General features: G+C 69.2%; 30 protein-coding genes. 20 read left to right on the top strand and 10 right to left on the bottom strand.

Going from position 1 to position 24,309, the window contains the following annotated elements; translation table 11 throughout:
* The first annotated feature begins 103 nt into the window (after positions 1 to 103).
* On the top strand, positions 104 to 1,291 hold the full coding sequence (locus tag VHC63_16725; protein HVV38255.1) for a thiolase family protein: 1,188 nt from the start codon (positions 104 to 106) through the stop codon (positions 1,289 to 1,291).
* The gene (locus VHC63_16720; GenBank protein HVV38254.1) at positions 1,288 to 2,067 is read left to right on the top strand and encodes an SDR family oxidoreductase; all 780 of its coding nucleotides are present in this window, start codon (positions 1,288 to 1,290) and stop codon (positions 2,065 to 2,067) included. The genes VHC63_16725 and VHC63_16720 overlap by 4 nt, the downstream gene beginning before the upstream one ends.
* Before the next feature lie 27 nt (positions 2,068 to 2,094).
* Here VHC63_16720 and VHC63_16715 read toward each other — a convergent pair whose 3' ends face one another.
* Together VHC63_16715 and VHC63_16710 are read right to left on the bottom strand one after the other, a co-directional pair.
* The gene (locus VHC63_16715) at positions 2,095 to 2,430 is read right to left on the bottom strand and encodes an STAS domain-containing protein (protein ID HVV38253.1); all 336 of its coding nucleotides are present in this window, start codon (positions 2,428 to 2,430) and stop codon (positions 2,095 to 2,097) included.
* Between the two features lie 98 nt (positions 2,431 to 2,528).
* Positions 2,529 to 4,064: an AMP-binding protein gene (locus tag VHC63_16710; protein HVV38252.1), complete on the bottom strand. Its 1,536-nt coding sequence runs from the start codon at positions 4,062 to 4,064 to the stop codon at positions 2,529 to 2,531.
* A gap of 23 nt (positions 4,065 to 4,087) precedes the next feature.
* Between VHC63_16710 and VHC63_16705 the strand changes: the two genes are divergently transcribed.
* From VHC63_16705 to VHC63_16680, 6 genes are all read left to right on the top strand, one after another.
* Entirely contained in the window at positions 4,088 to 4,978 is an 891-nt protein-coding gene (locus VHC63_16705) for an NAD(P)-dependent oxidoreductase (protein HVV38251.1), read from the top strand.
* A complete protein-coding gene (locus tag VHC63_16700; GenBank protein HVV38250.1) occupies positions 4,978 to 5,373 on the top strand; it encodes an OB-fold domain-containing protein in 396 nt (131 codons plus the stop codon). The genes VHC63_16705 and VHC63_16700 overlap by 1 nt, the downstream gene beginning before the upstream one ends.
* Positions 5,370 to 6,545, top strand: coding sequence for a thiolase family protein (locus VHC63_16695; GenBank protein ID HVV38249.1), 1,176 nt, complete (start codon positions 5,370 to 5,372; stop codon positions 6,543 to 6,545). The genes VHC63_16700 and VHC63_16695 overlap by 4 nt, the downstream gene beginning before the upstream one ends.
* Positions 6,546 to 6,548: 3 nt before the next feature.
* Positions 6,549 to 6,923: a carboxymuconolactone decarboxylase family protein gene (locus VHC63_16690; protein HVV38248.1), complete on the top strand. Its 375-nt coding sequence runs from the start codon at positions 6,549 to 6,551 to the stop codon at positions 6,921 to 6,923.
* A 68-nt stretch (positions 6,924 to 6,991) separates the two neighbouring features.
* Positions 6,992 to 7,174 (top strand): hypothetical protein, encoded by a 183-nt coding sequence (locus tag VHC63_16685; protein HVV38247.1) that lies wholly within the window; start codon positions 6,992 to 6,994, stop codon positions 7,172 to 7,174.
* A 27-nt stretch (positions 7,175 to 7,201) separates the two neighbouring features.
* Positions 7,202 to 7,582, top strand: a complete 381-nt coding sequence (locus VHC63_16680) for a lasso peptide biosynthesis B2 protein (protein ID HVV38246.1) — start codon at positions 7,202 to 7,204, stop codon at positions 7,580 to 7,582.
* On the opposite strand, the gene VHC63_16675 is transcribed toward VHC63_16680, so the two are convergent.
* On the bottom strand, positions 7,579 to 7,707 hold the full coding sequence (locus VHC63_16675; protein ID HVV38245.1) for a lasso RiPP family leader peptide-containing protein: 129 nt from the start codon (positions 7,705 to 7,707) through the stop codon (positions 7,579 to 7,581). The genes VHC63_16680 and VHC63_16675 overlap by 4 nt on opposite strands.
* 97 nt (positions 7,708 to 7,804) lie before the next feature.
* Between VHC63_16675 and VHC63_16670 the strand changes: the two genes are divergently transcribed.
* Positions 7,805 to 8,074 carry a PqqD family protein gene (locus VHC63_16670; protein ID HVV38244.1) on the top strand — a complete coding sequence of 90 codons (270 nt, stop codon included), beginning with the start codon at positions 7,805 to 7,807 and terminating at the stop codon, positions 8,072 to 8,074.
* Positions 8,058 to 8,978, top strand: a complete 921-nt coding sequence (locus tag VHC63_16665) for a hypothetical protein (GenBank protein HVV38243.1) — start codon at positions 8,058 to 8,060, stop codon at positions 8,976 to 8,978. Before VHC63_16670 ends, VHC63_16665 begins: the two co-directional genes overlap by 17 nt.
* Here VHC63_16665 and VHC63_16660 read toward each other — a convergent pair.
* Positions 8,971 to 10,272 (bottom strand): nucleotidyltransferase family protein, encoded by a 1,302-nt coding sequence (locus VHC63_16660; protein HVV38242.1) that lies wholly within the window; start codon positions 10,270 to 10,272, stop codon positions 8,971 to 8,973. The genes VHC63_16665 and VHC63_16660 overlap by 8 nt on opposite strands.
* Between VHC63_16660 and VHC63_16655 the strand changes: the two genes are divergently transcribed.
* From VHC63_16655 to VHC63_16645, 3 genes are all read left to right on the top strand, one after another.
* Entirely contained in the window at positions 10,256 to 10,438 is a 183-nt protein-coding gene (locus VHC63_16655) for a hypothetical protein (protein HVV38241.1), read from the top strand. The two genes, VHC63_16660 and VHC63_16655, sit on opposite strands and share 17 nt — an antisense overlap.
* Positions 10,439 to 10,541: 103 nt before the next feature.
* Entirely contained in the window at positions 10,542 to 11,711 is a 1,170-nt protein-coding gene (locus VHC63_16650) for an amidohydrolase family protein (GenBank protein HVV38240.1), read from the top strand.
* Complete coding sequence (locus VHC63_16645) at positions 11,708 to 12,766, top strand: acyl-CoA dehydrogenase family protein (GenBank protein ID HVV38239.1); 1,059 nt, start codon at positions 11,708 to 11,710, stop codon at positions 12,764 to 12,766. Before VHC63_16650 ends, VHC63_16645 begins: the two co-directional genes overlap by 4 nt.
* A gap of 1 nt (position 12,767) precedes the next feature.
* Here the strand turns inward: VHC63_16645 and VHC63_16640 are convergent, their stop codons facing one another.
* Positions 12,768 to 13,535 carry an enoyl-CoA hydratase/isomerase family protein gene (locus VHC63_16640; GenBank protein HVV38238.1) on the bottom strand — a complete coding sequence of 256 codons (768 nt, stop codon included), beginning with the start codon at positions 13,533 to 13,535 and terminating at the stop codon, positions 12,768 to 12,770.
* Between the two features lie 18 nt (positions 13,536 to 13,553).
* Here VHC63_16640 and VHC63_16635 point away from each other — a divergent pair, with 18 nt between their 5' ends.
* Genes VHC63_16635 through VHC63_16625 form a run of 3 tightly spaced genes read left to right on the top strand, consistent with a single transcriptional unit; the run spans position 13,554 to position 16,011 of the window.
* Positions 13,554 to 14,282, top strand: coding sequence for an SDR family oxidoreductase (locus tag VHC63_16635; GenBank protein ID HVV38237.1), 729 nt, complete (start codon positions 13,554 to 13,556; stop codon positions 14,280 to 14,282).
* A 21-nt stretch (positions 14,283 to 14,303) separates the two neighbouring features.
* A complete protein-coding gene (locus VHC63_16630; protein ID HVV38236.1) occupies positions 14,304 to 15,335 on the top strand; it encodes a M15 family metallopeptidase in 1,032 nt (343 codons plus the stop codon).
* 28 nt (positions 15,336 to 15,363) lie between these two features.
* Positions 15,364 to 16,011, top strand: coding sequence for a VTT domain-containing protein (locus tag VHC63_16625; protein HVV38235.1), 648 nt, complete (start codon positions 15,364 to 15,366; stop codon positions 16,009 to 16,011).
* On the opposite strand, the gene VHC63_16620 is transcribed toward VHC63_16625, so the two are convergent.
* Genes VHC63_16620 through VHC63_16610 form a run of 3 tightly spaced genes read right to left on the bottom strand, consistent with a single transcriptional unit; the run spans position 16,008 to position 18,621 of the window.
* The gene (locus VHC63_16620; protein HVV38234.1) at positions 16,008 to 16,478 is read right to left on the bottom strand and encodes a VOC family protein; all 471 of its coding nucleotides are present in this window, start codon (positions 16,476 to 16,478) and stop codon (positions 16,008 to 16,010) included. The two genes, VHC63_16625 and VHC63_16620, sit on opposite strands and share 4 nt — an antisense overlap.
* A 7-nt stretch (positions 16,479 to 16,485) precedes the next feature.
* The gene (locus tag VHC63_16615) at positions 16,486 to 18,051 is read right to left on the bottom strand and encodes an MFS transporter (protein ID HVV38233.1); all 1,566 of its coding nucleotides are present in this window, start codon (positions 18,049 to 18,051) and stop codon (positions 16,486 to 16,488) included.
* A 54-nt stretch (positions 18,052 to 18,105) separates the two neighbouring features.
* Positions 18,106 to 18,621: a DoxX family protein gene (locus VHC63_16610; GenBank protein ID HVV38232.1), complete on the bottom strand. Its 516-nt coding sequence runs from the start codon at positions 18,619 to 18,621 to the stop codon at positions 18,106 to 18,108.
* A gap of 28 nt (positions 18,622 to 18,649) precedes the next feature.
* On the opposite strand from VHC63_16610, the gene VHC63_16605 reads away from it, so the two are divergent.
* The 3 genes from VHC63_16605 to VHC63_16595 are packed head-to-tail and all read left to right on the top strand — an operon-like array spanning position 18,650 to position 22,754.
* Positions 18,650 to 20,437 carry an NAD(P)/FAD-dependent oxidoreductase gene (locus tag VHC63_16605; GenBank protein ID HVV38231.1) on the top strand — a complete coding sequence of 596 codons (1,788 nt, stop codon included), beginning with the start codon at positions 18,650 to 18,652 and terminating at the stop codon, positions 20,435 to 20,437.
* Positions 20,434 to 21,915, top strand: a complete 1,482-nt coding sequence (locus tag VHC63_16600; GenBank protein ID HVV38230.1) for an SDR family oxidoreductase — start codon at positions 20,434 to 20,436, stop codon at positions 21,913 to 21,915. Before VHC63_16605 ends, VHC63_16600 begins: the two co-directional genes overlap by 4 nt.
* Entirely contained in the window at positions 21,912 to 22,754 is an 843-nt protein-coding gene (locus tag VHC63_16595) for an amidohydrolase family protein (GenBank protein HVV38229.1), read from the top strand. The genes VHC63_16600 and VHC63_16595 overlap by 4 nt, the downstream gene beginning before the upstream one ends.
* On the opposite strand, the gene VHC63_16590 is transcribed toward VHC63_16595, so the two are convergent.
* Positions 22,751 to 23,152, bottom strand: coding sequence for an MmcQ/YjbR family DNA-binding protein (locus VHC63_16590; protein ID HVV38228.1), 402 nt, complete (start codon positions 23,150 to 23,152; stop codon positions 22,751 to 22,753). The two genes, VHC63_16595 and VHC63_16590, sit on opposite strands and share 4 nt — an antisense overlap.
* Before the next feature lie 24 nt (positions 23,153 to 23,176).
* Here VHC63_16590 and VHC63_16585 point away from each other — a divergent pair, with 24 nt between their 5' ends.
* Positions 23,177 to 23,959 carry an SDR family NAD(P)-dependent oxidoreductase gene (locus VHC63_16585; GenBank protein HVV38227.1) on the top strand — a complete coding sequence of 261 codons (783 nt, stop codon included), beginning with the start codon at positions 23,177 to 23,179 and terminating at the stop codon, positions 23,957 to 23,959.
* Here the strand turns inward: VHC63_16585 and VHC63_16580 are convergent.
* A partial coding sequence (locus VHC63_16580) for an HNH endonuclease signature motif containing protein (protein HVV38226.1) occupies positions 23,956 to 24,309 on the bottom strand: 354 nt, incomplete at its 5' end. The two genes, VHC63_16585 and VHC63_16580, sit on opposite strands and share 4 nt — an antisense overlap.

The following is a 24,309-nucleotide window of genomic DNA, read 5'->3' as shown; positions in this document are numbered from 1 at the left end:
TGCTCGCCGAGATGGAAGCCCGCGAGTTCGTGGGCGAAACAGTCGCACTGGTTCCCGCCGACGGTGGCGTCAACCTCGTGAAGGCCCAGTAAAGGACACCGCCATGGAAGTTCGTGAAGCAGTCATCGTCGACGTCGTGCGCACCGCGTTCGGCAAGCGCAAGGGCGCGCTAAGCGGGTGGCATCCGACGGACCTCTTGGGCTTCACGCTCAAGTCGCTCGTCGAGCGGACCGGCGTCGATCCCGAGCGCCTCGACGACGTGGTCACCGGCTGCATCACGCAGTCGGGCGAGCAGGGGTGCAACGTCGGGCGCAACGCCGTCGTGGCCGGGGGGTTGCCCTGGACGCTGCCGGCGACGTCGGTCGACCGCCAGTGCGGGTCGTCGCAACAAGCGATGCATTTCGTCGCCGCCTCGGTGATGTCGGGGATGTACGACATCGCCATCGCCTGCGGCGTCGAGTCGATGTCGCGCGCACCGATGGCGAGCAACGCCCGCGGCGGCACCGGTCCCTTCAGCCAGCAGTTCATGTCGGTGGTCGACGGCAAGCTCTACGCCCAGTTCCGCGTCGCCCAGGAACTGGCCGACAAGTTTGGCGTGACGCGCCAGGAGATGGACGAGTTCGCCGTCGAGTCGCACCGCCGCGCGGCGGCGGCCACGGAGTCGGGCCACTTCGCCAAGGAGATCCTGCCCGTGCCGATCAAGGACGAGGAGGGCAACCTCACCGGCGCGGTGCTCGACCACGACGAAGGCATTCGCGCCGACGCGTCGTACGAAAAGATCGCGTCGTTGCCGCCGGCGCAGTCGTGGGAGCCCGAGACGGCCCCCGACATCACGGCGGGCAACGCGTCGCAGATGAACGACGGCGCGGCGGCGGCGATCATCGCGTCGCGTGAGACGGCCGACGCCCTCGGCCTGCCGTACCGCGCCGTGCTGCGCCACTTCTCGGTCGCGGCCGAAGACCCGATCCTCGTGCTGAGCGCGCCGAACCCGGCGACGCGCAAGCTCTACGAGCGCACCGGTCTCACGACGCAGGACTTCGACGCCGTCGAGTGCAACGAAGCCTTCGCCGCGATCGCGCTGATGTGGGCCAAGGAGTTCAAGCCCGACATGGACCGGTACAACCCGCGCGGCGGTGCCATCGCCATCGGGCACCCGCTCGGCGCCACCGGCGTGCGCATGACGGCCACGCTGCTCAACCACCTCGAAGCCACTGGCGGCACGCTGGGCATGCAGACCATGTGCGAAGGCGGCGGCCAGGCGAACTGCACCGTGATCGAAGTGGTGCGATGAAGGTCGCCGGCAGCACGGTTGTCGTCACCGGCGCGTCGGCCGGCATCGGCGCGGCGCTGGCCCCGATGCTGACCGCCGCGGGAGCGACGGTCGCCGTCGTGGCGCGGCGAGAAGATCGGCTGGCGGCGATGGTCGAGCGCGGCGACGCCGCGCGCTTCTACGCCTGTGACCTCGGCGATCCGGACGCGGCCGTCGCCATGATCGAGCGCGCCTGGGACGACATGGGCGGCGTCGACATCCTGGTGAACAACGCGGCGATCCCGAAGCGGCGCTCGGTCCAGGACCTGACGCAGGACGAGATCGACGAGACGATGCGCGTGAACTTCACGTCGCCCGTGCGCATGAGCCAGGCGCTGCTGCCCAAGTGGCTCGCCCGCGATCACGGCATGGTGGTCAACGTCTCGAGCTTCGGTGGCCGCGCCGGCATCCTGCACGAGGCGGCGTACTGCGCCTCGAAGTTCGCCCTGTGCGGCTGGAGCGAATCGATGGCGATGGACCTGTGGCGCACGGGCGTCAAGGTGCGCCTCATCATCCCCGGCGCCATCGACACCGAGATCTGGGACCTGCCCGGCAACGACGCGCCGTTCTTCAGCGGCGACAAGGAGCCGCCGGGCACGGTCGCCCAAGGCATCATCGACGCCATCGAAGGCGACGCGTTCGAGCTCTACGTCCCCGACATGAAGTCGATCGCCGAGTTCAAGATGAGCAACATCGACGTCTTCCTCCAAGGCAACGTCGAGTTCGCCGAGTCGCAACGGACCGCGTCCGACACGTAACACCGGGGGTACGAAAACCGTACAAAGTCAGTCGGTGACGGCGACGATGTGGTCGAGGCCGGTGATGCTCAACACCTTGCGGATCGAGCGACTGGCGTTGCTGACACGAATGGCGTCGCGGTCGAAGCCGCGCAGACGGCTGGCGCCGACGAGGACGGTCAGTCCGCTGGAGTCGAAGAACGACGTGCCGCCGAGGTCGATCTCGATCCTGGGTGCGGTTTCGAGCGCTTCGAAGACCGCCAATCGGAGTTCGGCGGCGGTCGACACGTCGACTTCGCCGAAGACCCGCAGCAGGTACGGGTCACGCTCGCGCATCGCCTCGACGAAAAAGTCGGATGCCGGGCGTTGAAGTTGTGTGGGCATTGCTTCCTTTGGTGGAACGCAGCCCTGGCGGTTTCAAGACGGCGCCTTTGAGCTAACTCGCATTACGACACAAACGCAAGGCGTCCTTTTGAGGGTTTTCAGCGCAACAGCAGGCGCTTCAACAGCTTTCCGGTGGGCAATCGAGGCAGTTCGTCCACGAATCGGACCTCCCGCGGGCACTTGAAGTGCGACAGGCGGTCGCGGCACCAGCCGATCAGATCGTCGCTCGACACGGTCGCTCCGGGGGCGAGTTGCACGAACGCAGTCACCTGCTCGCCCATGTCGACGTCGGGCGTGCCGAGCACCGCCACGTCGTCGACGAGCGGGTGGACGATCAGCACGTCTTCGATCTCGCGGGGGTAGATGTTGACGCCGCCGCTGATGATCATGTTCGACGCGCGATCGGTGAGGTACAGGTAGCCGTCGGCGTCGACGCGCCCGACGTCGCCCATCCAACTCCAGCCACGCGTGTCCCACGCCTGCTTGGTCTTCTCGGGCTCGTGGTAGTACTCGAAGCTGCGGTTGGTCGAGAACCACACCTCGCCTTCCTCGCCGACGGGCAGTTCCTCGCCGTCGTCGCCCACGATGTGGATCTGTCCCGTCATCGACTTGCCGACCGTGCCGGGGTGGGCGAGCCAGTCGGCCGAGTTCACGTAGGTAAGTCCGGCGCCTTCGCTGCCGCTGTAGAACTCGTGCACGATCGGCCCGACCCATTCGATGAACCGCTGCTTCGTCTCGACGGGACACGGCGCGGCGGCGTGGCACACCACTTGCAGCGACGACAGGTCGAAGCGCGATCGCTCCGCGTCGCTGAGTTTGAGCAGGCGGATCATGTGGGTCGGCACGAACTGCACGTGGGTGACGCGATGGCGCTCGATGGCGGCGAGCACCTCGAGCGGCTCGAACTTCTCCATCACCACCGCGGTGCCACCGAGCCGCTGTGTCCCGTACGTCCACCCGGCGGGCGCGGCGTGGTACAGCGGCGCACCGGGAGACAGGTACACCGTGTCGGCGTCGAAGCCGAACATGCCGCTGAGCATCATCGTGAGAAACGACTTGGCGCCGATGTCGCCAACGCCTTTTCCTATTGGGGCGAGTGGCGGCAAGATCCCCTTGGGCTGGCCCGTCGTCCCCGACGAATAGAACATCCATCCGCCTTCGGACTCTTCGTCACCCAATCCGTCGGTGGCCACCCCGGCGAGCACGTCGTCGAGGCGTTCGAATCCGCGGATGGGCCCGTCCACCGACATGCGGATCTTCACCTTGGCCATGTGCGGTTCCATGGCGCCGATCACGTCGGCGAGGCGCGACGTGGCGAAGAAGGCGGTGGCGTCGCAGTTGTCGACGATGTAGCCCGCCTCGGCAGCGACGAGGTGCCAGTTGATCGGCGTGACGTACGCGCCCACCCGCATGGCGGCCCACACCACGTCGTAGAACTCGGGCTGGTTGTCGAGCAGCACGGCGACGTGATCACCGCGCCGCATCCCGCGCGCGTAGAGCAGCCGCGCCAGCGCGCCGCTGCGGGCCGCGATCTCGCCGTACGTGCGCGTTGCGCCGGACCCGTTCATGACAACGGCGGGCTTCGCCGGGGTTAACGCCGCGTGCGCGAGAAGGTGTTCGCCTGCAGGATCCATGGGCGAACCGTAATGTGACGCCCGTGTTAGAAGTCGGAGTCATCGGGCTCGGCAATATCGGCGGAAACCTGGCGCAGAACCTCGTGGCCGACGGCCACCGCGTCACGGTGTTCGACCTCGATGCCGAGCGAGTCAAAGCCATCGACGGCGCGTCGCCGGCGAGCTCGGTTGCCGACGTGGCGCGCGTCGCCGAAGTGACGCTCACGTCGCTGCCGGACCCGAACGCGGTCACGGCGGTGGCCAAGGAGTGGGCGAGCGCGGCACCGCCGGGGGCGATCCTGTGCGACCTGTCGACCACGCTGCCGGCGAGCAACCAGACGATTGCCCGCTCGCTGGCGGCCACGGGCCACCAGTTCGTCGAGGCGCCGCTGAGCGGGGGCGCCATCGGCGCCAAGAACCGCGGGCTCGTGTTCATGGTCGGCGGCGACGACGCCGCGGTGGCACGCGTGACGCCGATCTTCGAGACGCTCGGGCGCGCCACGTTCCACCTCGGTCCCGTCGGCGCCGGCACCACCATGAAGCTCGCGACGAGCCTCATGGCCTTTAGCGGCGCGGTGGCGGCGTTCGAGGCGCTGTCGCTCACGACCAAGGCCGGCATCGACGTGCGCACGGCGTCGGACATCGTCAAGCTCGCCGGGCCGTCGAACTACTTCCTCGACCGGGCCATCGAAGGCATCAACACCCGGGGCAAGCCGACAGAGTTCGCGCTGCGACTCGCAGCCAAGGACGCCGGGCTCATCAACGAGATCGGCGAAGCCACCGGCGTGCCGACGCCGGCGGCGACGGCCGTGCTCGAGTTCCTCGCCGACGCCGTCAACCGCGGGTTCGGCGACAACGATTGGTCCGACCTCGTGCTCGCCGCCGAAGCGCGCGCCGGCGTCGAACTCACCATCGCCCCGAAGGCGGATACGTAGTGCAGGTATCGATGGCGCCGGACTACTTCGACGTCGACGAAAACGGCGTGCGCCTCAAAGGTTCGAAGTGCACGGCGTGCGGTGAGGTGTTCTATCCACGCCGCGTGGTGTGCGCCAAGTGCCTCCACGAGGGGACAGACGACGTCGTGCTCAGCACGACCGGCACGCTCTACACCTGGACGTGGGTCCACGTTCCGCTGTTCGCCAAGACCGACGCCAAGGTGAGCGCCTACGGCGTCGGCCAGGTCGACCTGCCCGAAGGGCCCCGCATCCAGGCGATCCTCCAGGGTGAACCGGATGACTTTCAGATCGGCATGCAGCTGACGCTCGACGTCGAGACGCTGCGCCAGGACGACGACGGCAACGACGTCGTGATCTATCGGTTCCGCCCGTGAAGTACGAAGGCATCGCCATCGCCGGTGTCGGGCAGCTGCGCTTCGACATGTACAACGACGTGCCCCAAGTGGAGTTGGCCCGCGACGCCGGCCTGCTCGCCATGCACGACGCCGGTGTCACCCTCGCCGACATCGACGAAGTGTTCGTCGGCTACCTCGGTCTCCAGCACCAGGTCGGCGTCAAGGCCGTCAAGGAGTTCGGCCTCACCGGCCTACCCGTCACCCACATCGAGAACGCCTCGGCGACGGGACTGTTCGCGTATCGCGAAGCGGCGTGGGCGGTGTCGTCGGGACGCGCCGAGATCGCCATGGCGCTGTGCTTCGACAAGATGACGGAGATGACCGCGGCACGCGTCGCTGGCGGGAACAAGTCACGCGGCGCGGGACGCGATCAGCTCGACGCGTCGATCCTGCCCGCGGCGTTCTTCGCCCTGTGGGCGCAGCGGCGCATGCACGAGTACGGGACGACGCCCGAGACCTTCGCCAAGATCGCGGCGAAGAACTGGAACCACGGCGCGTTGAACCCGCTGTCGCATCGCCAGCCCGACCACGTCGTGACCGCCGAGGAGATCCTGGCGTCGCGCATGATCGCCGAGCCGCTCACCGCCATGATGAGTTGCCCGGCCGACGACGGCGCTGCGGCCGTGATCGTCGCCAGTGAGGAGTGGGTGCGCCGGCACCAGCCCGGCCGCCGCATCGTGCGCCCGTTGTCGAGCGCGGCGCAGAGCGAGGCGTACTCGCCGGGCCACGCCTTCCTCGGTCCCGTGGTGGGCCCCGCCACGATGACCCAGACCACCGCGCAGGAGGCCTACGAGGAGGCGGGTGTCGGGCCCGACGACGTGTCGCTCGCCATGTGCCACGACGCCTTCGCCAACGAGGAGCTCGAGTACTACGAACTGCTCGGCTTCTGCGAGCCCGGTGAGGGCGACAAGCTGGTCGAAGCGGGCGAGACCAGCCTCGGCGGCCGGATCCCGTTCAACACCGACGGCGGCCTGATCGCCCGCGGCCACCCCGGTGGACCGACGGGGGCGGCGATGGTGCACGAGATCGTGCTCCAGTTGCGCCGCGAGGCCGGCCCCGACCGCCAAGTCGACAACGCTCGCATCGGTCTGGCGCACTGCGTCGGCGGCGGCAGCGTGTGCACCGTGAACCTCTTCGAAGGAGTTGATTGATCCGTGGGCACCGACGACCTGGCAACGGGACGCGAAATTCAGGCGCAGCTGTGGCCGCAAATGGCGACCGGCGGCACGCCGCGCCCTGCGAACGTTCTCGCGCCGGACTTCTACGCCTGGGTGGCCGAGACCGCCTTTGGCAAGATCTGGTCGCGCGACGCGCTGCCGATACGCGATCGCAGCCTGATCACCGTCGCCATGCTCGCCGCGCTGGGCAAGTCGGGGGAGCTGCGGGGCCATCTCGCCGGGGCCCGCAACCTGGGCATTTCGCAGGAGGAATTGGTCGAGGTCTTGATGCAGGTGGCCGTGTACGCGGGCGTTCCGGCGGCGAATGAGGCACTTACGGTCGCTGCTGAGGTGTTTGGGATTACGGTCTGAGCGCTGGGCCGCGTAAGAACGCGGCGTTCGGGTAGTTATCCCTCTAGCTCAACTCGGAGGTCCAAACCATGCTGCGTCGCATTTTCGCCGTTGCCGCCGCCGCCGGCGCTCTGCTCGGACTGGGAGCCACCCAGCTCGCCAGCCCGGCCAAGGCTGCTACCACGGATGTCGTGTCGCCGGTCCCCACCGGTCTGCTGCGTCTGTGCATCATTGCGCACGCCGCTGACACCGGCGTCTGCATCCACCTGTAAAAGAGGCTGCTGCAACTTCGCATTGCGTTGTTGGTCGTGACGGCGCGGCGCTCGCTGCGTCGTCACGACACAACGGCGACCCTTCGGCGCATGGTTCCCGGTGCGCCGTCGAATTCGTTCGACGCGGACGCCGCCATGCGGGCGGTCCGTCGCGTCTCGCGCCTGCTGGGGGCGAACTGCCTGACGCAGTCCGTAGCGCTTACGGTGGCCGCGGCGCGCGCCGGCCTCGATCCCGAGCTGATTCTCGGCTGCCGCCGCTACGGCGACAACAAGTGGGGAGCGCACGCCTGGATGGTGCTGGCGGGACGCACGTACGACCCGCTACCGAGTGGCGAGCACCAAGCCCTCGCGACGATCAGCGCCGGCACCTCGTGGGTTCCGGCGCCGATCGTGCGCGGTGTGCACTAGGGAGTGACCAGGCTGAGGTTGATCAGCTCGGCGTACTGGCCCTTCGTCCACTCTTCAATGGAGCCGTACTCGATGAGTGCCGGCGCCTCGTACCCGTCATGCGACAGGTTTTTTGCATCGTCCATGGAGACAATTCCCTCCTTAGGCGTCCCCCAGAGAACGCCGCGATTGGCACTATCTTGCGCGAGAACTTGACCGTGCGCCAGTTTTCGTGAGGTGGCCGTGCTGACTGTTGCCGACGACGTCATCCTCCACGAGGAGGAAGGAGAGGCGTTTCTCCTGCATGTGGCCTCAGGGCGGTACTTCGGGCTCAACAAATCGGGCCTGGTGGTGTGGCAGGCCTTCGCCGACGGCGCCGACCCGATCGACCGGCTCACGGCGCGGTGGCCGGAGCGTCCTGCCGACGCGCTGCGGGCCGACGCCGGCGCGCTGACCGAGCAGTTGCTGCAGGCGGGGCTCATCCACGAGGCCGCCGATGCCCCCGACTGCTGACGACGTCAACTGGCCGGGCGTCCACGGCGTACGCCTCACCGGCGAGCCGATCGCCGTCGGCTACGGATCCGGTACGCCCCTGACCAGCGCGGAGGTGCGTTTCGGGGTCGTCGCCGCGCCCGACGGCGACCGCCTGTGGAGCCAGCCCGGAGAGGCCGGCGCCCTGTTCCGTCGTCCCGACGGCCGCTTCGTACTGACCGGACCGACCGGCCCGCAGCTCGAAGTCGACGTGCCGGAGGCGACGATCACCGTCGCGCCGGGCAAGGACGCTGTGCAGCGCCAACTCGTGGCGTCGTTCGGCGTGCCGCTGCTCCTCCACGGCCTCGACGTGCTGATGGTCCATGGCTCGGCGTGTGTGTACGGCGGCGAAGCCGTGGTCGTGTGTGCCGACTCGGGCTCGGGCAAGTCCAGCGTGCTCGTGCGCCTGGTCGACGAGGGATGGCAGTCCGTGAGCGAGGACCTCTGCGTCATCGACCTGCGCCCCGCGCGCCCGCAGGTGTGGCCCGGGCCCCCCTGGGTGCGGGTGCATCATGGCGAGCCCGGACCGGTCGGCGTCGACCAGGCGTTTACGTCAGCCGACAAGGACGCGTGGGACGTGTCCGCGACGCACGCGACTGCGCCAACCGCCGTGGCCCGGGTCGTGCTGCTCGACGCGCCGGGGGGCGAGTCGCCGGTCATCGAGCCGCTGCCGCACGCCGACGCCTTGCGGGTGCTGGCGCGTCACGCCGTGTGGCTGCACGAACCGGCGGACCGCGGCCGCCACCTGTTCGGGCCGGTGGCGAAGGTGGCATCCAGCGTGCCGGCGGTGCGGGTGCGCCTGCCCCGGCGCGCGGGCTGGCGCGACGGCGTGGCCGCCGTGCTGGCCTCGGCGGCGTCGGCGGCGTCGGCGGCCTCGACTACTTGAGGCGGCGCCGCGCCAAGCGGGCGGCGCGGCGCGGCACCTGCCACACGTTCTTGTCGAACAGCTCGCTCACGAGCAGCGTGGCGCGGGTGCGGCGGTCGTCGACGAGGGCGTAGCGCAATGTGGTGCGGGGCGCGGCGGCGCGGCCGCGCACCGGCCAGTCCTCGGACAGCACCGGGGCCAGAGCGGCGGCGCGCCCGTTGTCGATGCGTCGGAGGCCTTCGGGCGATTCGGTGCCGATGCGCGCCGCCAGCGTGAGCGCGACGGCCACCGCAGTGCGGCAGTGGGCCTCGTGGGCGATGTAGGCGACGGTGTCCCAGTCGACCCCGGCCTGGGCCACGACGGCGATGTCGACGATCCAGATCAGCCGATCGAAGCCGTGGTACGGCTTCGCCGCGTGCGCCGCCATGCTCACCAACTCGAGTTCGGGCGGCAGCACGAACGCCGGCGCGCCGTAGAGCGTGGTTGGCTGACGGGAGCGCCACAGGTTGTCGCTGGTGAGCCGGTTGGCCCGGGTGCGCCACGAGTCGAGGCCGCGGTGCAGGTCGATGTGCAGGCCCGGCAGCGACGGGTGGGTGATGTCGAGTTCGAACTGGCGACGCTGCGGGGGCGTGTGGATTTCCCACCCGCATCCCTCGAGTTGCGCCAGGGCGGCGTCGATCTGATGGTCGACGATGATGACGTCGACGTCGTCCATCGGCCGCAGCCCGGCGTCGGGATAGCGCGGGGCGACGGCCGCGCCCTTGATGACGAGCGGTTCGACGCCGGCGGCCGCCAAGGGCTCGAGGGCGAGGCGGCCGATCTGGGGCAGGACCATGCGGCTCTGGGCGCGGCAGCGTTGCGCGTCGCGCTCGAGCGTGTCGGCCCACGCCTCGTCGGATCGCACGAGGCCGGCCTGGCTGATGGCCCGCCACAGCAACGGCGACACCCGCTGGGCGACGGCAAGGTTGGCGGCGTCGTCGAGATCGGCGCCGTGCGCAATCGCGGTCGCGACGTCATCGAGTGACGGCGTGGGCCGGCACGCGGCCCACAGCAGCGCAGCGGTGGGATTGGTCACGGCGGTTCTATCTTTCACCACGCGATGGGCAGGCAAGACAAAGATCGTGCCGGGGTTGTCGTCGTCCGGCAAGGACGCCTGGCACTGATCGAACGTCATCGCGCCGGACAGCACTATTTCGCCGTGCCCGGCGGGGGCGTCGAGCGGGGTGAGTCGATCGCCCAAGCCGCCCGGCGCGAGGCCGAGGAAGAACTCGGCGTGGCGGTGAAACTTGGCGCGCTGCGTGTCGCCGTCAACCACCGCGAGGAAGACGGCACCTTCCAGCAGCAGTGGTACTTCGACGCCGCTCGACGAACTTGCCCGCGGGCGCGTCCTGCCCCAAGCCGTCGCCGATCTCGTGATCGCCAACGGCGGCATCTGGGGCGACGCCGTCATCGAAATCGACGAGTCTCGCGACCTTCGATGACACGAAATGGCGGCCATTTGGCGACGTAGACACGAGATGGCGACCATTTCCCGCGCGAATACTTCGGGACGCGCAAAGCTGACACGAGCGTTAGATTCCGCGGATGGCGCTTCGAGACCACGTCATCTGTGACAGCGACCTCCACGTGATGGAGCCGCCGGACCTCTGGGAGCGCTACATCGCCCCCGAGTATCTGCACGCGGCGCCCAAGGGGCTGACCGAGATCACCCGTGACATGCGGGTGCGGGTGAAGAACCACACGCTGCTGCGCCTCGGCAAGGTGAAGCCGCAGCCGGTCGACGCGCCGCGGCGCGGCTGGCGGCCCGAGCACGAGAACGTGTACGCCGCTCCGGAAGCTGCCGGGTGGGACGCGGCGTCGCAGGTGGCGGCGATGGACACCGAAGGCCTCGACCTCGCCGTGCTCTTCCCGTCGCGGGGTCTGTTCGTGTTGGGCCTCGACTCTTCGGAGCAGATCGGCCAGGACGGCCTCGAGCCGGCGTTCGCGTCGGCGATCGCCCGCGCCTACAACGACTACATCAAGGACATGTGCGACTACGCACCCGACCGCATGTACGGCGCGGCGATGGTCGCGCCCCATGACGTCCCCGGCGCAGTCCTCGAGGCGCGCCGCGCCGTCGAGGAACTCGGTTTCAAAGCGGTGTTCCTGGCGCCGGGCTGCGTCAACAACAAGCCGTGGCACCACCCCGACTACGACCCGCTGTGGGAAGAGATCCAGCGCCTCGACGTGCCGATCACGTTCCACGGCGGCGGCCAGACCTACCTGAAGCCCGACTTCTCGCTCGCGCCGCTCGACAACCTGATGCTGTGGCACACGTTCAACCAGCCACTGGCGATCCAGTTCGTCACGGTGTGCATGACCGGCGGCGGCGTGCTCGAGCGCTTCCCGCGCCTGCGCGTCGGTCTGCTCGAAGGCAACTGCTCGTGGGCGCCGTGGCTGTTGCACCGTCTCGACGAACACTACGAGTGGGTCGGCGCCATCGACGCGCCCGAGCTCACGATGAAGCCGAGCGACTACTTCCGCCGCCAGTGCTTCCTCGGCATCGAAGCCGAAGAGGAAACGGCCCAGCCCTACCTCGACACCTTCGGCGACGACAACCTCGTGTTCTCGACCGACTACCCGCACGGCGACTCGATGTTCCCGCACGCGGTGGAAACCTTCGACAAGATGCCGTACCCCGACGCGTCGAAGGCGAAGATCTGCGGCGAGAACTGGTCGCGCCTCTACGGCATCCCGCTCACCAAGCACACGTGAGCGACCTGCGCGCCTGGCTCGACGCGCAACACATCCCGTCGCCCGACGCGCCGTTCGCGGAGTTGCGTGCGTGGAACGCCACGCTGTTCGACGCCGGGTGGGCGGCCCCCGCGTGGCCCTCCGAGTTCGGCGGACGCGACGCGTCGCTCGCCGAACAGCTCGAATACAACGAGGCGATGGCCGGCGTGCCCGGACCGGTGAACGCCATCGGCGTCGCCAACATCGCGCCGGCGATCATGACCTACGGCACCGACGCGCAGAAGCAGCGCTTCCTGCGACCGATGCTGCGCGGCGACGACATCTGGTCGCAGGGGATGAGCGAGCCCAGCGCCGGCAGCGATCTCGCATCCTTGAGCTGCCGGGCGGTGCGTGACGGCGACGACTTCGTCGTCAACGGGCAGAAGACGTGGAACTCGAACGGTCATTTCGCCGACTGGTGCCAGCTCTACGTGCGCACGAACACCGAGGCGCCGAAGCACAAGGGCATCACGTGCCTGCTCGTCGACATGACGACGCCGGGCATCGAGGCGCGGCCGATCACCACGATGGCGGGTGACCAGTCCTTCGCGGAACTGTTCTTCACCGACGTGCGCGTGCCGGTGGCGTCGGTGCTCGGCGCCGTCGACGACGGATGGTCGGTGGCCACGCGCACGCTGTCGAACGAACGCGCCGGGGTGGCCAACCTGTACCTGTCGCAGCGGCGCACCTTCGAGCGGCTGCGCCGCGCCGCCGGCGACGTGCGCGGCCCGGCGCGCGACGAGTTGGTCCGCCGCTACATCGACGTGCGCTTGCTCGAATTCCTTGCCAAGCGCATGATCGGCGCCGCCCTGGCGGGCAACGCGCCCGGGGCCGAAGGCAGCGTGGTGAAGCTGGCGTGGTCGCAGGCGGGACAAGCGCTGGCCAACACCGGCGCCAACCTGCTCGGCGTCGACGGCGCTTGGGGGACGTCGCTCTTGACGTCGCGGCAGCTCACCATCGCGGGCGGCACCAGCGAGGTGAACAAGAACATCATCGGCGAGCGCGTCCTCGGCCTCCCGCGCGAACCGTCCCCGTAAGTCAGGGTTTGGGTTTCATGGCCTCCGCTGAAGCGGCGTATTCGGGGGTGTCGTGGGAGGCGTATTCGGCGTCGAGGCCCGATTGCAGGGCGCGCTCGGCGTTACGGCGCAGCACCTCGTTGAGGATGCGCTTGGACTCGCGCACCGCTTGGGGCGGCTGAGCGGCGAGGCGGTGGGCGAAGGCGAGCGCGGCGTCGAGCAATTTGTCGCGCGGCACCACGAAGTTCGCCATGCCGATGGAGACGGCGGCCTCGGCGGGAATGCGGTCTCCCGTGAGGAGGTACTGCTTCGCTTTTAACAGCGACGTGTGCGCTGGCCACGACACCGCGCTGCCGTCGCCGGCGACGAGCGCCACCGACACGTGCGGGTCCGCGAGAAACGCGCCGTCGGCCATGAACACGACGTCGCACAGTGTGGCGACGGTGCAGCCGAGGCCGACCGCCGGACCATTGACGGCGGCCACGACCGGCAGCGGGCAGTCGATCATCCCCATCACGATGTCGCGGGCGTGATCCATCTCGTGCTGGCGGAAGTCGAGGTCGACGCGCCGGCGCTCGAAGTCGGCGTAGGACCCACCGGCGCTGAAGGCGCGCCCGGCGCCGGTGAGCACGACGGCGCGGGCGTCCGTGTCGTCACGCAGGCGGCTCCACAGCTGCACGAACGAGTCGTGCAGCTCGCCGGAGAAGGCGTTGAGTTCGTCGGGGCGATCGAGCGTGATGACGCGCACCGCGTTATTCGCCGTCACCGAAATACCTGCGAGTCCGTACACGGGGTTAGAACGTAGGTGATGACTCGACGCACAGCGGTGGTGACGGGCGGTAGCAGCGGCATCGGCCTGGCGTGCGGGCGCCTGCTCGCCGCCGCCGACTACGACGTCGTGTTGACGGCGCGCCGCGCCGATCCGCTGCAGGCCGCCGCCGCCGCCATCGGGGCGCGCTGGGTGGCGGGCGACAGCGCGGAGGTCGACTCGTTCGCGGCGGTCGTCGCCGCGTGCGAACGCGTGGACCTGCTCGTGCACGCGGCGGGCGTGCTCGACGGCAACTTCGTGCGCAAGGAATCGGTCGACACCTTCGACGCCATCATCCGCACCAACCTGCGGTCGGCCTTCGTCGTGTCCTCCGCCGTGCTGCCGGTCATGCCCGAGCGTGGCCGCATGGTGTTCCTGTCGTCGTCGTCCGCGCACGCCCCCCAGCCCGGGCGCGCCGCCTACAGCGCGTCGAAGGCCGGGCTGAACGCGTTCGCCGGGGCGATGGCGAAAGAAGTCGAGCGCGACGGCATCAACGTGCACGTCGTCACGACGGGTCCGGTGGCAACGCCGATGCTCGACGACGTGCGCTTCCCGATGCTCGCCCTCACCCCCGAGGACGTGGCGCGCACAGTGGTGTGGCTCGACTCGTTGCCACCCAGCGTGGCGCTTTTCGAGGTGGCGGTGGAATCCGTGCAGCAGGGCCCCTTTGCGCCCGCCGCGTTCGTGCCCGAGGCGGCCCGCAAGCTGGGGAGAACCGAGATTTCGTAGCCCGCCGACTAGCTTGTTCGGGTGCGCCGGACCGCTTTCGCCGTCGTCTTCGCCGCGCTCTTGCCCTTCGTAGCGGTTCAACCCGCGCTGGCCAAGAGCAAGACCGAGTCGGCGCGTCGCGCCGCGGCGGCGGCCAAGGCGAAGCTGGCGCAGGTCACGGCGCAGGTTCAGGCGCAGCAGGCGCGCAGCGCCGCGGCGACGCAGGCCGCGTCGGCGGCGCGCCAACGCCTGCGCAGCGCGCAGGTCGCCGAAGCCGAGGTCGAGCACCATCTGGCGCAGGTGCGGGCGTCGGTGCACGACATCGCGCTGCGCTTCTACATGAGCGGTATTACCAACGCCGGCACGGGCAATCTCGCGGCGCTCGATCCCGCCGCCGCGGCCCGCGCCGACTTCTTGCGCTCGTCCGCCCTGGGTCTCCAGTCCGACGTGGCCGACGAACTGGCTGCTACCCGACAGGACCTCGAGGCCAAGCGCAAAGCGGCGGAGTCGGCCGCTGCACTGGCGGCCAGCCGATCCCGCACCGCCGCGAGCGCGCTGGCGTCGTTGCGCGCGTCGCAGGCTCAGCAACTCCGCCTCGTCGGCGCCACCGAGTCGAGTTACCTCGCATCGTTGCGTGAAGACCAGCTGGCGGCGCGCAACACCCACTACGTCCGCGGCGCGAAGATCTCACTGACGACGGTGCACGGCATCACGGTCGCGACCTCGATCGCCGACAACCTCGGGCGCATGCTCGACGCCGCCGACGCCGACGGCTACCACTTCTCGGGGTCGGGCTACCGCAGCTCGGAAAGTCAGATCGCCCTGCGCCGCGCCCACTGCGGTTCGAGTTCGTACGACGTCTACGACAAGCCGTCCTCGCAGTGTCACCCGCCGACGGCGCGCCCCGGCACGTCGATGCACGAGCAGGGCCTCGCCGTCGACTTTTCCTACAACGGCAGCGTCATCAACAGCCACAGCAACGCCGGCTTCCAGTGGTTGCGAGGTCACGCCGCCCGCTACGGCTTCTACAACCTGCCGAGCGAGGCGTGGCACTGGAGCGTCAACGGCAACTGATCCGTCCGCGGATGGGTAGAGCAGCGCTGTGCCGCGCTCGAACCGTCGCCGCGACGCTGAGCGCGCCCGCCAAACGTTGTTGTGGCTGGCGGGCGTGCGCACCGCGCTGAGCGTGTTGGCGTTTCCGCTGGCGCCGTTTCTGTTTCGCAAGCACTTCTTGCTGCTGGTGCTCATGCGGCCGAGCCAGGTCGTGCTGCTGATCGGGGCGATCCTGGCGCGCCAGGGTGACGTCAACCTGTGGGCGATGATCGCCGCCGCGCTGCCGCTGCAGTTGTTCGTCGTGTGGCTGTACTTCGCGCTCGGCCAGCGGTGGGAGCACGACATCCGCTCCGACACGAAGCTGCCCTTCGTCGTGTCCCGGCTGCTGCATCCCGAACAGATCCGCCGCCTGCGCGCCGTCGTGCGCAAACGCGGGTTGCGCTTCGTCGCGCTGGCGCGCTTCGCCCTGTTCCCGACCGGCTTGCTGGCGGCGACCGCCGGCGCGTCCGACGTCGAGCGGCGCCAGTTCTTCGCCGTCGACGGCGCGGCGCTGGCCGTCGCCATGGCGTTCGCGATCGGCCTCGGGTACGTGCTCGGCTTCAGCCAGCACGAAGCTGAGGTATGGATCGCCGTCGGTGGAGTGGCCGGCCTGCTGGCGCTCAGCGGCGCGCTGACCTTCTACCTCTGGCCGCGTTAGTACTGGCGCCAGTACGCCTTGGTGGCGTCGTGCTTCTGCATGAGGATGAACACGACGCCCCACGGGTCGCGGAACCACGTCGTGCGCAGGCGGGCGACGTCGGCCGTGCCCGACACGATGAACGTGCCGCCCTCGGCCTCGATACGCGCCCGGGCGGCGTCGATGTCGTCGCACACGACTCCGACATGCGAGATGCCGGCGTCGGTGATCGCACGCGGCGGGTTCGCCGGGATCGGCTCGTTGGGGTAGCCGATGACTTCGATCACGTGGTCGCCGGCGTCGTTGCCGACGATGGCCGCCTTGACCGCCACCGGACGTGTCGGCAGCAACTCGCCCATGTCGTCGGTGATCGCGTCGCCTTCCATCAGGTACGGAGGCGACAGCACCGTGAGGCCGAGTACCGACTCGTACCACGCCACCGCGGCGTCGACGTCGGGCACGCGGATGGCGACGTGGGCGAGGCGCACGACGTCCTTACGAGTTGACGGAGTTGGCGATGTCCTCGTCGATCATGTTGCGCGCCGTCGTCGCGATGAGGCCACCGGCGATGACCAGCGCGGCGAGCACGATGAACGCCACGCGGTAGCCGTGCTGGTCGGCGATGCCACCGACCACGCCCGAGAACGTGAGGGCGCCGAGGGCGTAGAACAGCAACGACCACGAGAACGCCTGGCTGCGCACGTTCGCCGGTGTCACCAGCGCGACGAGCGTGAGGTATGGCGGCAGGAAGCCCGTCGACCCGATGCCGGCGACGCAGGCGAAGATGCCGGCGACCCACGCGTTCGGCGCGCCCGCCATCAGCAGCACGCCGATGCCGAGGAGCGTGACCATGCCGCCGCTGACGACGGGCAGAGCCTTGAAGCCGTACTTCATCGAGTACTTGCCGACGGCCTTGGTGGAGAAGGCGAGGCCGAAGGCGCCGGCGCCGCCGAAGATGGCGGTGAAGATGCCGCGTTCGAACGGCTTGAGGTCGAACACCTTCTGGAGGTACAGGTTGAGGAAGGTGGCGAAAGGCAGCGTGCCGCTGCCGAACAGGAACGCCGAGACCCACGTGCGACGGGCGGAGCGGATGGCGCGAATGCGCTTGAAGGCCTGGCCGATCGAGGGTGACTTCTGGCCGCCGTTGAGGTCGAAGGCGGCGCCGCCGCGGGGCGGTTCCTTCTGGCCGAGGAGGACGAAGGCCAGCACGAAGGTCGGAATGGCCAACACGACGAAGGTCGAACGCCAGCCGATGATGTCGCCGAGGACGCCGGCGAGCGGTCCGCCGATGAGTCCGATGGTGCCCGCCTGGCGGTGCCAGCTGTTGACCCGCGTGAGGCTTTCCGGCGGGTACCAGTCCGACAGCAGGCTGGGGTGCACCGGCTCGTTGATCAGCAGGCCGACGCCGCCGACGAGACGGGCGAGGATGAAGATCAGCAGGATCGGGGCGAGGCCGGTGAAAATCGCCGTGATGCCCCAGATGAACGCGGCGAGCACCGACAGCCGGACGCGATTCACGCGGTCGGCGAGGTAGCCGAGCGGCACCGACAGCAGGATCGGCACGGCGGCGGTGAGGCCGGAGATCGTCGCGATCTTGGCGTCGGTCAGGTGAAAGTGCTTCTGAATCTCCGGTGAGAGCACGCCGAACGCGATGGCGTCGAAGCGTTCGACCGCTGACAGACCCAAGAGGATGAAGAGCGGAACGAGACTGGCGTTGCCGACCGATTCGTTCAGCGCGTGGAACGCCGCGAGCGGCGTCCACTTCGGCTTGGTCGTGGCGGTGGCCGGTGCCGGATCGGGCGGCGGCGCCGCAATCGGCAGCCCTTCGAGCGCCGCGACGTCGATCGCCTTCTCGAGCGCCGACTCGTAGTCGACGATTTCGGCGACGTCGGTGGGCGGGCGGGGGGAAGCGGCCTTCTTGGTCGCGGTCTTCTTGGCGGCCGTCGCCTTCTTCGCCGGCGCCTTGCGCGCCGCGGTCGCCTTCTTGGCCGTAGCCGTTTTGGCCGCGGGCGCGGCCTTCTTGGCCGCGGGTGCCTTACGCGTGCGCGCCGGCGTAGTCATGCAGAACTTCCCCCCTCATTCCCACGTTCGGTGGGTCAAGCCAGACGATACGTCCTACGCGTCGGCCGGCGGCGGCCGCCGCCAGAACACGGCGAGCAGCGCCAGCGCGCCCAGTACGCCGAGGAAGCCGATCCCGAGGCCGGTCTTGTGGGTCCAGCCGAGGTCGATGGCGTGGTCGACGGACCACTTGCCGCCGCCCAGTGCGCTCAGGGCAAGCCCGGCGATGACCAGCGTCATGACGTACTCGTAGCCCTCGCCCTTGTAGAAGATGAAGAACCCGTTGCGGAAGTGGTTCGTCACGAGGGCGACGAGCATTGTGCCGACGACGCCCGCCGCCCCGAGGGGAGTGAGGAAGCCGAGCACGAGCGACACGCCGGCGCCGACCTCGGTGAGCGACGCCAGCCACGCGTGCACGATGCCGGGCTTCATGCCGAGGCTGGCGAACCATCCGGCGGTGCCTTGGATCTTTCCGCCGCCGAAAATGTGGCGGATGCCGTGGGCGAGCATGACCGCGCCGACCCCGCAACGCAGGATGAGCAGCGCGAAGGCGACCGAGCCCGTGTCGTTCATCCCGCGGAGGCTATAGGTTCTAACAGCGGTGTCACCTTTCGATCAGGAAGCCGTCAAGGCGAAGTATCTCGCCGAGCGCGACAAGCGCTTGGTCGCGGGCCGTACCGCGATCCGCGACCTCAAGAGCGACGCGTACTTCGCCAGGTTCCGCGAGGATCCCTTCACGCCCATCGCGCCGCGCGCGCCGCTCGCCGACGACGTCGACGTGTGCATCATCGGCGGCGGCATCGCCGGGGTGCTCGCCGGTGCGCAGCTGCGCAAGGCCGGCGTCGAGAAGATTCGCATCCTCGACCAAGCCGGCGGGATCGGCGGCACGTGGTACTGGAACCGCTACCCGGGCGTCATGTGCGACGTCGAGTCCTACATCTACCTGCCGATGCTGGAGGAGATGGGCTACGTGCCGACGCGGCGCTACGCGTCGGGCGAAGAAATCCGTCGCTACCTCGAGTCGCTGGCGCAGCGCTTCGATCTGGTGGCGCCGGCGCTGTTCCACACCGGCGTGACTCGCGCCGAGTGGGACGACACCGCGGCGCGCTGGCGCGTCGAGACCGACCGCGGCGACAACTTCTCGGCGCGCTACTACGTCGTCGCTACCGGCATATTGAATCTGATGAAGCTGCCGGCGATTCCGGGTATGGAGAACTTCGGCGGACACGCCTTCCACACGGCGCGGTGGGACTACGAGTACACCGGCGGCGGACCCGATCAACCCCTCGACAAACTGGCCGACAAGGTCGTCGGTCTCGTCGGTACGGGAGCCACCGGCATCCAGGCGCTGCCTCCGCTCGCGGCGGCGGCGAAGCACGTGTACGTGTTCCAGCGCACGCCGTCGGCCATCGGCGTGCGCGGCAATCGCGACACCGAACCGACCTTCGTCGACACGTGCACGCCCGGCTGGCAGAAGGCGCGCATGGACAACTTCCAGGCGCAGATGCTGGGCAAGACGGTCGACGCTGATCTAACCGACGACGGCTGGACGCACCACTACGCCAAGGTGCAGAACGCGCCGCGGTGGAAGGGGATGACGTACGAGGAGTACATGCGCAACGCCGAAGAGATCGACTTCGGCATCATGGAAGAGCACCGCCAGCGGGTCGACGCCATCGTGCGCGACAAGGCAACGGCCGAGATCCTCAAGCCCTACTACCGCTACCTGTGTAAGCGGCCGTGCTTCCACGACGAGTACCTCGACGCCTACAACAACGACAACGTGACCCTCGTCGACTGCCCGGCCGGGTTCGACGAAGTGACGAGCAAGGGCCCCGTCGTCAACGGGCACCAGTACGAACTCGACTGCATCGTCTACGCCACCGGTTTCGAGGCCGAGTTGACGCCCCTGCCGCGCCGCATCGGTCACGAGCTGGTCGGGCGTGACGGCGTGACGCTGGCCGAGAAGTTCGCTGACGGCGCGTCGACGATGTTCGGGATGATGACGCGGGGCTTCCCGAACATGTTCATCATGCCGACGCCCGCGCTCCAGTCGGTCGTGACGGTCAACTACACGCAATTGGCGGTGGTCGGTTCGGAGTTCGTCGGCGGCGCGGTGCGCGTGCTCGACGAGCGCGGCGCCAAAGTGTTCGACGTCGCGGCCGACGCCGAGGACGCGTGGACGAACAAGGTGATGGAGTCCTTCATCGACCCGAGCCACGTGATGTCGGCGTGCACGCCGTCACGGCTCAACAACGAAGGCGACCCGGGCTCGATCAACCCGCGCAACGGCAACTGGGGCCGCGGTTTCGGCGACTTCTTCGGCTACCGCGACCTGCTCGAGGAGTGGGTCGCCAGCGGCGAGTGCGACGGCCTCGAAGTGTCGTGAGTCGGGTCGTCGTCGTCACCGGAGGCGGGAACGGCATCGGCGCCGCCGTCGCCGCCGAATTGCACCGGCAGGGTTGGTACGTCGTCACCGTCGACCCGATGGTCTCCCTCGACGGGTCGCAGAAGGTCGAGCCCGCGACGCCGGCGGTGGGCGATCGCGCCGTGGACCTGTCGGTCACCGACGCCGACGGCGTGCACGCGCTGTTCGCCGCGCTGGTCAACGAGTTCGGCGCGCTCGACGCGGTGGTCAACGTCGCCGGGATCAGCCGGCCGACGTCGTTCACCGCCGGCAGCGAGGAGGACTGGCGCGCCGTGCTGTCCGTGCACCTCGACGGCTACCGCAACGTGCTTGCCGCCGCGCTGCCGTTGATGGAAGCCGCCGGGCACGGGCGCATCCTCGGCGTGACGTCGGGTTCGGGGTGGCGCTTCGGCGACGCGGGCGCCTACGGCTGCGCCAAGCGCGCCGTCGCGGCCCTGACGTGGCAGCTGGGCGCGTGCGCCCCCGATGGCGTCGTCGTCAACGCCATGTCGCCCATCGCGGTCACGCGCATGGTGACCGCGGCCCTCGAACGCGCCGGCGCCGCCGGGGCCAAGGGGGCCAACGCCGGGCCGCTGTTCGGCACGATGCCGCAGCCCGAGGAGATCGGGCCGCTCGGCGCCTTCCTGGTGAGCGACGACTTCACCTGGTGCACCGGCGAGATCGTCTTCGCCGGCGGTTCGGAAGCGGCGGTGGTCGAAGCGCCCCGCCTGCTCGAAGTGATCCCGTCGGCCGCGCTCGCCGACGCCGGCGCCGCGCTGCTGGCGGCGGAGGCCTCGCAGTCCAGCGGCGGCGGCAGCAACCCGCGGACGTTCGGGCCGGTCGCGGTTGACGCACCGGCGATCGCGACGTGCGCGCTGGTGTCGGACCGTCCCGCCGTCGCCGACGCCATCGCGGCGGCGTTGAAGGAGCGCGGCGTCGATTGCACTCCGATTGCGTCGCGCGAAGAACTCGGCGACGCCGACGCGCTCGTCGTCGCCCTGGCCGGTTCGCCGCCGTCCGCGTCACCAACCTGGGACGGCGTGCTCGCCGAACACGACGACCTCGTCGAGGCGCTGTTCACCGACGCGATGTGGGCCCGCGCCGTCGCCGACGCCGATCGACCTATGCGACTGGTGACGGTGACCGACGCCGCGACCGCCGGCGGCTTCAGCCGTGCGCAGGCGGCGGCACAGCACGCCCGCCCGGCGCGCAAGACGACGAAAGATCGCGTCGCGGCGTTCGCGGTCAGCGACGAGGGCGCGTCCGCCGACGAGGTCGGCGCGTTCGTGTCGTGGCTGGCGAGCGCGCCCGAGACCGTCGAGTTGTCGGGCGCCGAGCTCGTCGCCGGTCCGGGTTGGTACGGCATCCGCAGCCACCCGCGCGCCGGCACGAGCATCGTGCTCGGCGGCGCGGTGGTACCGCCGTGGTTGAACGACGCGCTCAAGGACGTCATCCGGTGAGCCGGCCGGCGCGCATCGTCGACGCGCACGTACATCTGTGGGACCCGGCGAACACCGAGTGGTACCCGTACCTGTCGGGTCGCCAGCAGCTGAACATGGGCGACACGACGGGCATGCAGCGCCGCTTCGACGTGGACACCTACCGGCGCGAGTCGGAGGGTTGGAACGTGGTCGGTTTGGTGAACGTCGCGGCGGCGACCGGCCTGCACTCGATCGACGAGACGCTGGCGATGGACGGACGCGACGGCGTCGACGCCATCGTCGGCGGCCTGCCGCCGACCGAGACCGTCGCCGACGCCATTGCATTGCTGGACAAGCAGCTGGGCGCGAAGAAGTTCCGCGGCGTGCGCCCCATGGGCCAGTTCAAGGAACCGCTGCCTGCGCCCGAGGTGTTGCGCGCCCTGGCGGAACGCAACCTCGTGTTCGAGGTGATGACACACACCGACCAGCTGGTCGACGCCGCCCGCGGCCTCGCCGGCCACGACGGGCTCACTGTTGTCGTCGAGCACACCGGCTGGCCCACGTCGTCGACCGACGAAGAGTTCGCCGCGTGGAAGGCTGGGATCGACGCGCTCGCCGCCGTGGGTCCGAACGTCGTGTGCAAGCTTTCGGGCCTCGCCATGCCGCTCGGCGAAATGTCCGCCGATGCGTTCGGGCCGTGGGTGGAGCACGCGCTCGGGGCGTTCGGCGCCGACCGGTGCATGTTCGCCAGCAACTTCCCCGTCGACGGCATGCACGGTACCCTCGACCAGCTGCTCACGGTGATGAACACGTTGGTGCCCGACGCCGATCTCGACGCCGTGTTCGCCGCCACCGCCGAGCGCGTCTACCGCCTTTAACGCTTCCGCCTCTTCAGGTACGCCTCGGCCAATGTGTCGGGGGCCATGGCCAACCAGGCGTCGACGACGAGTTGCTTCAGCGCCGGCTTCTTTACCAGCCGCAGTTCGATCAGCACTGCCGGATAGCCGTCGAAGTGCTGCATGGTGAACACGCCCGGAACGCCTTCGGCCAGCAGCGCTTCCTTCTCGTGCAGGTCTTCGGTGCGCACTGCGAGAATGTCGCCTTCGGGCAGCGGCGCGTCGCCCCACCGTTTCACGTCGGCCTTGGTGAGCGAGCGCTCCCAGGCGAACATCTTGCCGGCGACCTTCCAGTGCAACCGGTTGCCGTGGCCGCCGCGCTCCTCGGTGACGTCAGGCAAGGCCATCGCAAGCGCGGCGGCGTCGTTGAGCGTTGCCATGCGCGTGACCATAGATTGCGGCGCATGGACCTTGGATTGACGGGCCGCGGGGCGATCGTGACCGGCGCGTCGCGCGGGATCGGACGCGGCGTGGCCGAAGCACTCGCGCGTGAAGGAGCACAGGTGTTGCTGTGCGGGCGCGACACCGCCGCGCTCGAAGCCGTCGCCAAGGAGATCGGCCACGACGCCGAGCCGATGACGGTCGACATCCTCGAGCCGACCGCCGCCGAGGTCGTCGTCGCCGAGTGCCAGCGCCGCTTCGGCCGCGTCGACGTGCTGATCAACAACGCCGGCGTCGCCACCGTCCGCAAGGTGCCGGCGCTCGACGAGGCGCAGTGGCAGGAGGACTTCAACACCAACTTCTTCTCCGCGGCGCGCCTCGCCGTCGCCGCCGCCAACGTGATGCGCGAGCGCCGGTGGGGCCGCATCGTGCACAACTCGTCGATCGACGGGATCGCGCCCGACAAGTTGTTTCCGGCGTACTCGGCGGCCAAGGCGGCGATGATCAACTTCTCCAAGACGCTGTCGCACCAGTACGCCAAAGACGGTGTGCTGTCGAACTGCGTCGTGCCCGGCATCACGCTGACGGAGTCGGTGCGCGAACAGGCGCGGTCGAGCGCGGCGCGGCTCAATACGTCCGAAGAAGCAGTGATGCAACGCATCCTCGACAAGCAGAACCCGGCGGTCGCCCGCTTCGGCACCGTCGAAGAAGTCGCCAACGCCATCGTGTTCCTGGCCTCCGAAGCCGCCAGCTTCATCACCGGTGCCGCCCTCGTCGTCGACGGCGGCACCCTGCGCAACACCTAGGGAGTTGCCGCCAGCAGGTGGCCGTTTTCTTCGAGCCACATGAGGCCTTCGATGGCGGTGGCGTAGTCGGGGTGGTGGCCGTCCCAGTTGGGGATGGGGGTGTCGGGGGTGATGGGCTGGCCGGAGGCGCCGGTGGTGGGGATGGTGCCGGTGGGTGTGGCGGGTTTGGGGGCGGCGATGAGTTCGATGCCGTCGGGGTTGAAGAACCCGAACGTTTGGCGGGGGCCTTTCTTGACGGTGAAGCCGCGGTGGTGGATGGCGTTGTGGTGGAAGCGGCACAGCAGGAGGAGGTTGTCGATGTCGGTGCGGCCGCCGTGTTCCCATTCTTCGAGGTGGTGGGCGTCGACGAA

The organism is Acidimicrobiales bacterium, from assembly GCA_035546775.1.
In the GTDB taxonomy this organism is placed as follows: Bacteria; Actinomycetota; Acidimicrobiia; order Acidimicrobiales; family JACCXE01; genus JACCXE01.
Note: the sequence above shows the minus strand (reverse complement) of the source record. Positions and strands in the feature narration are given on the sequence as shown.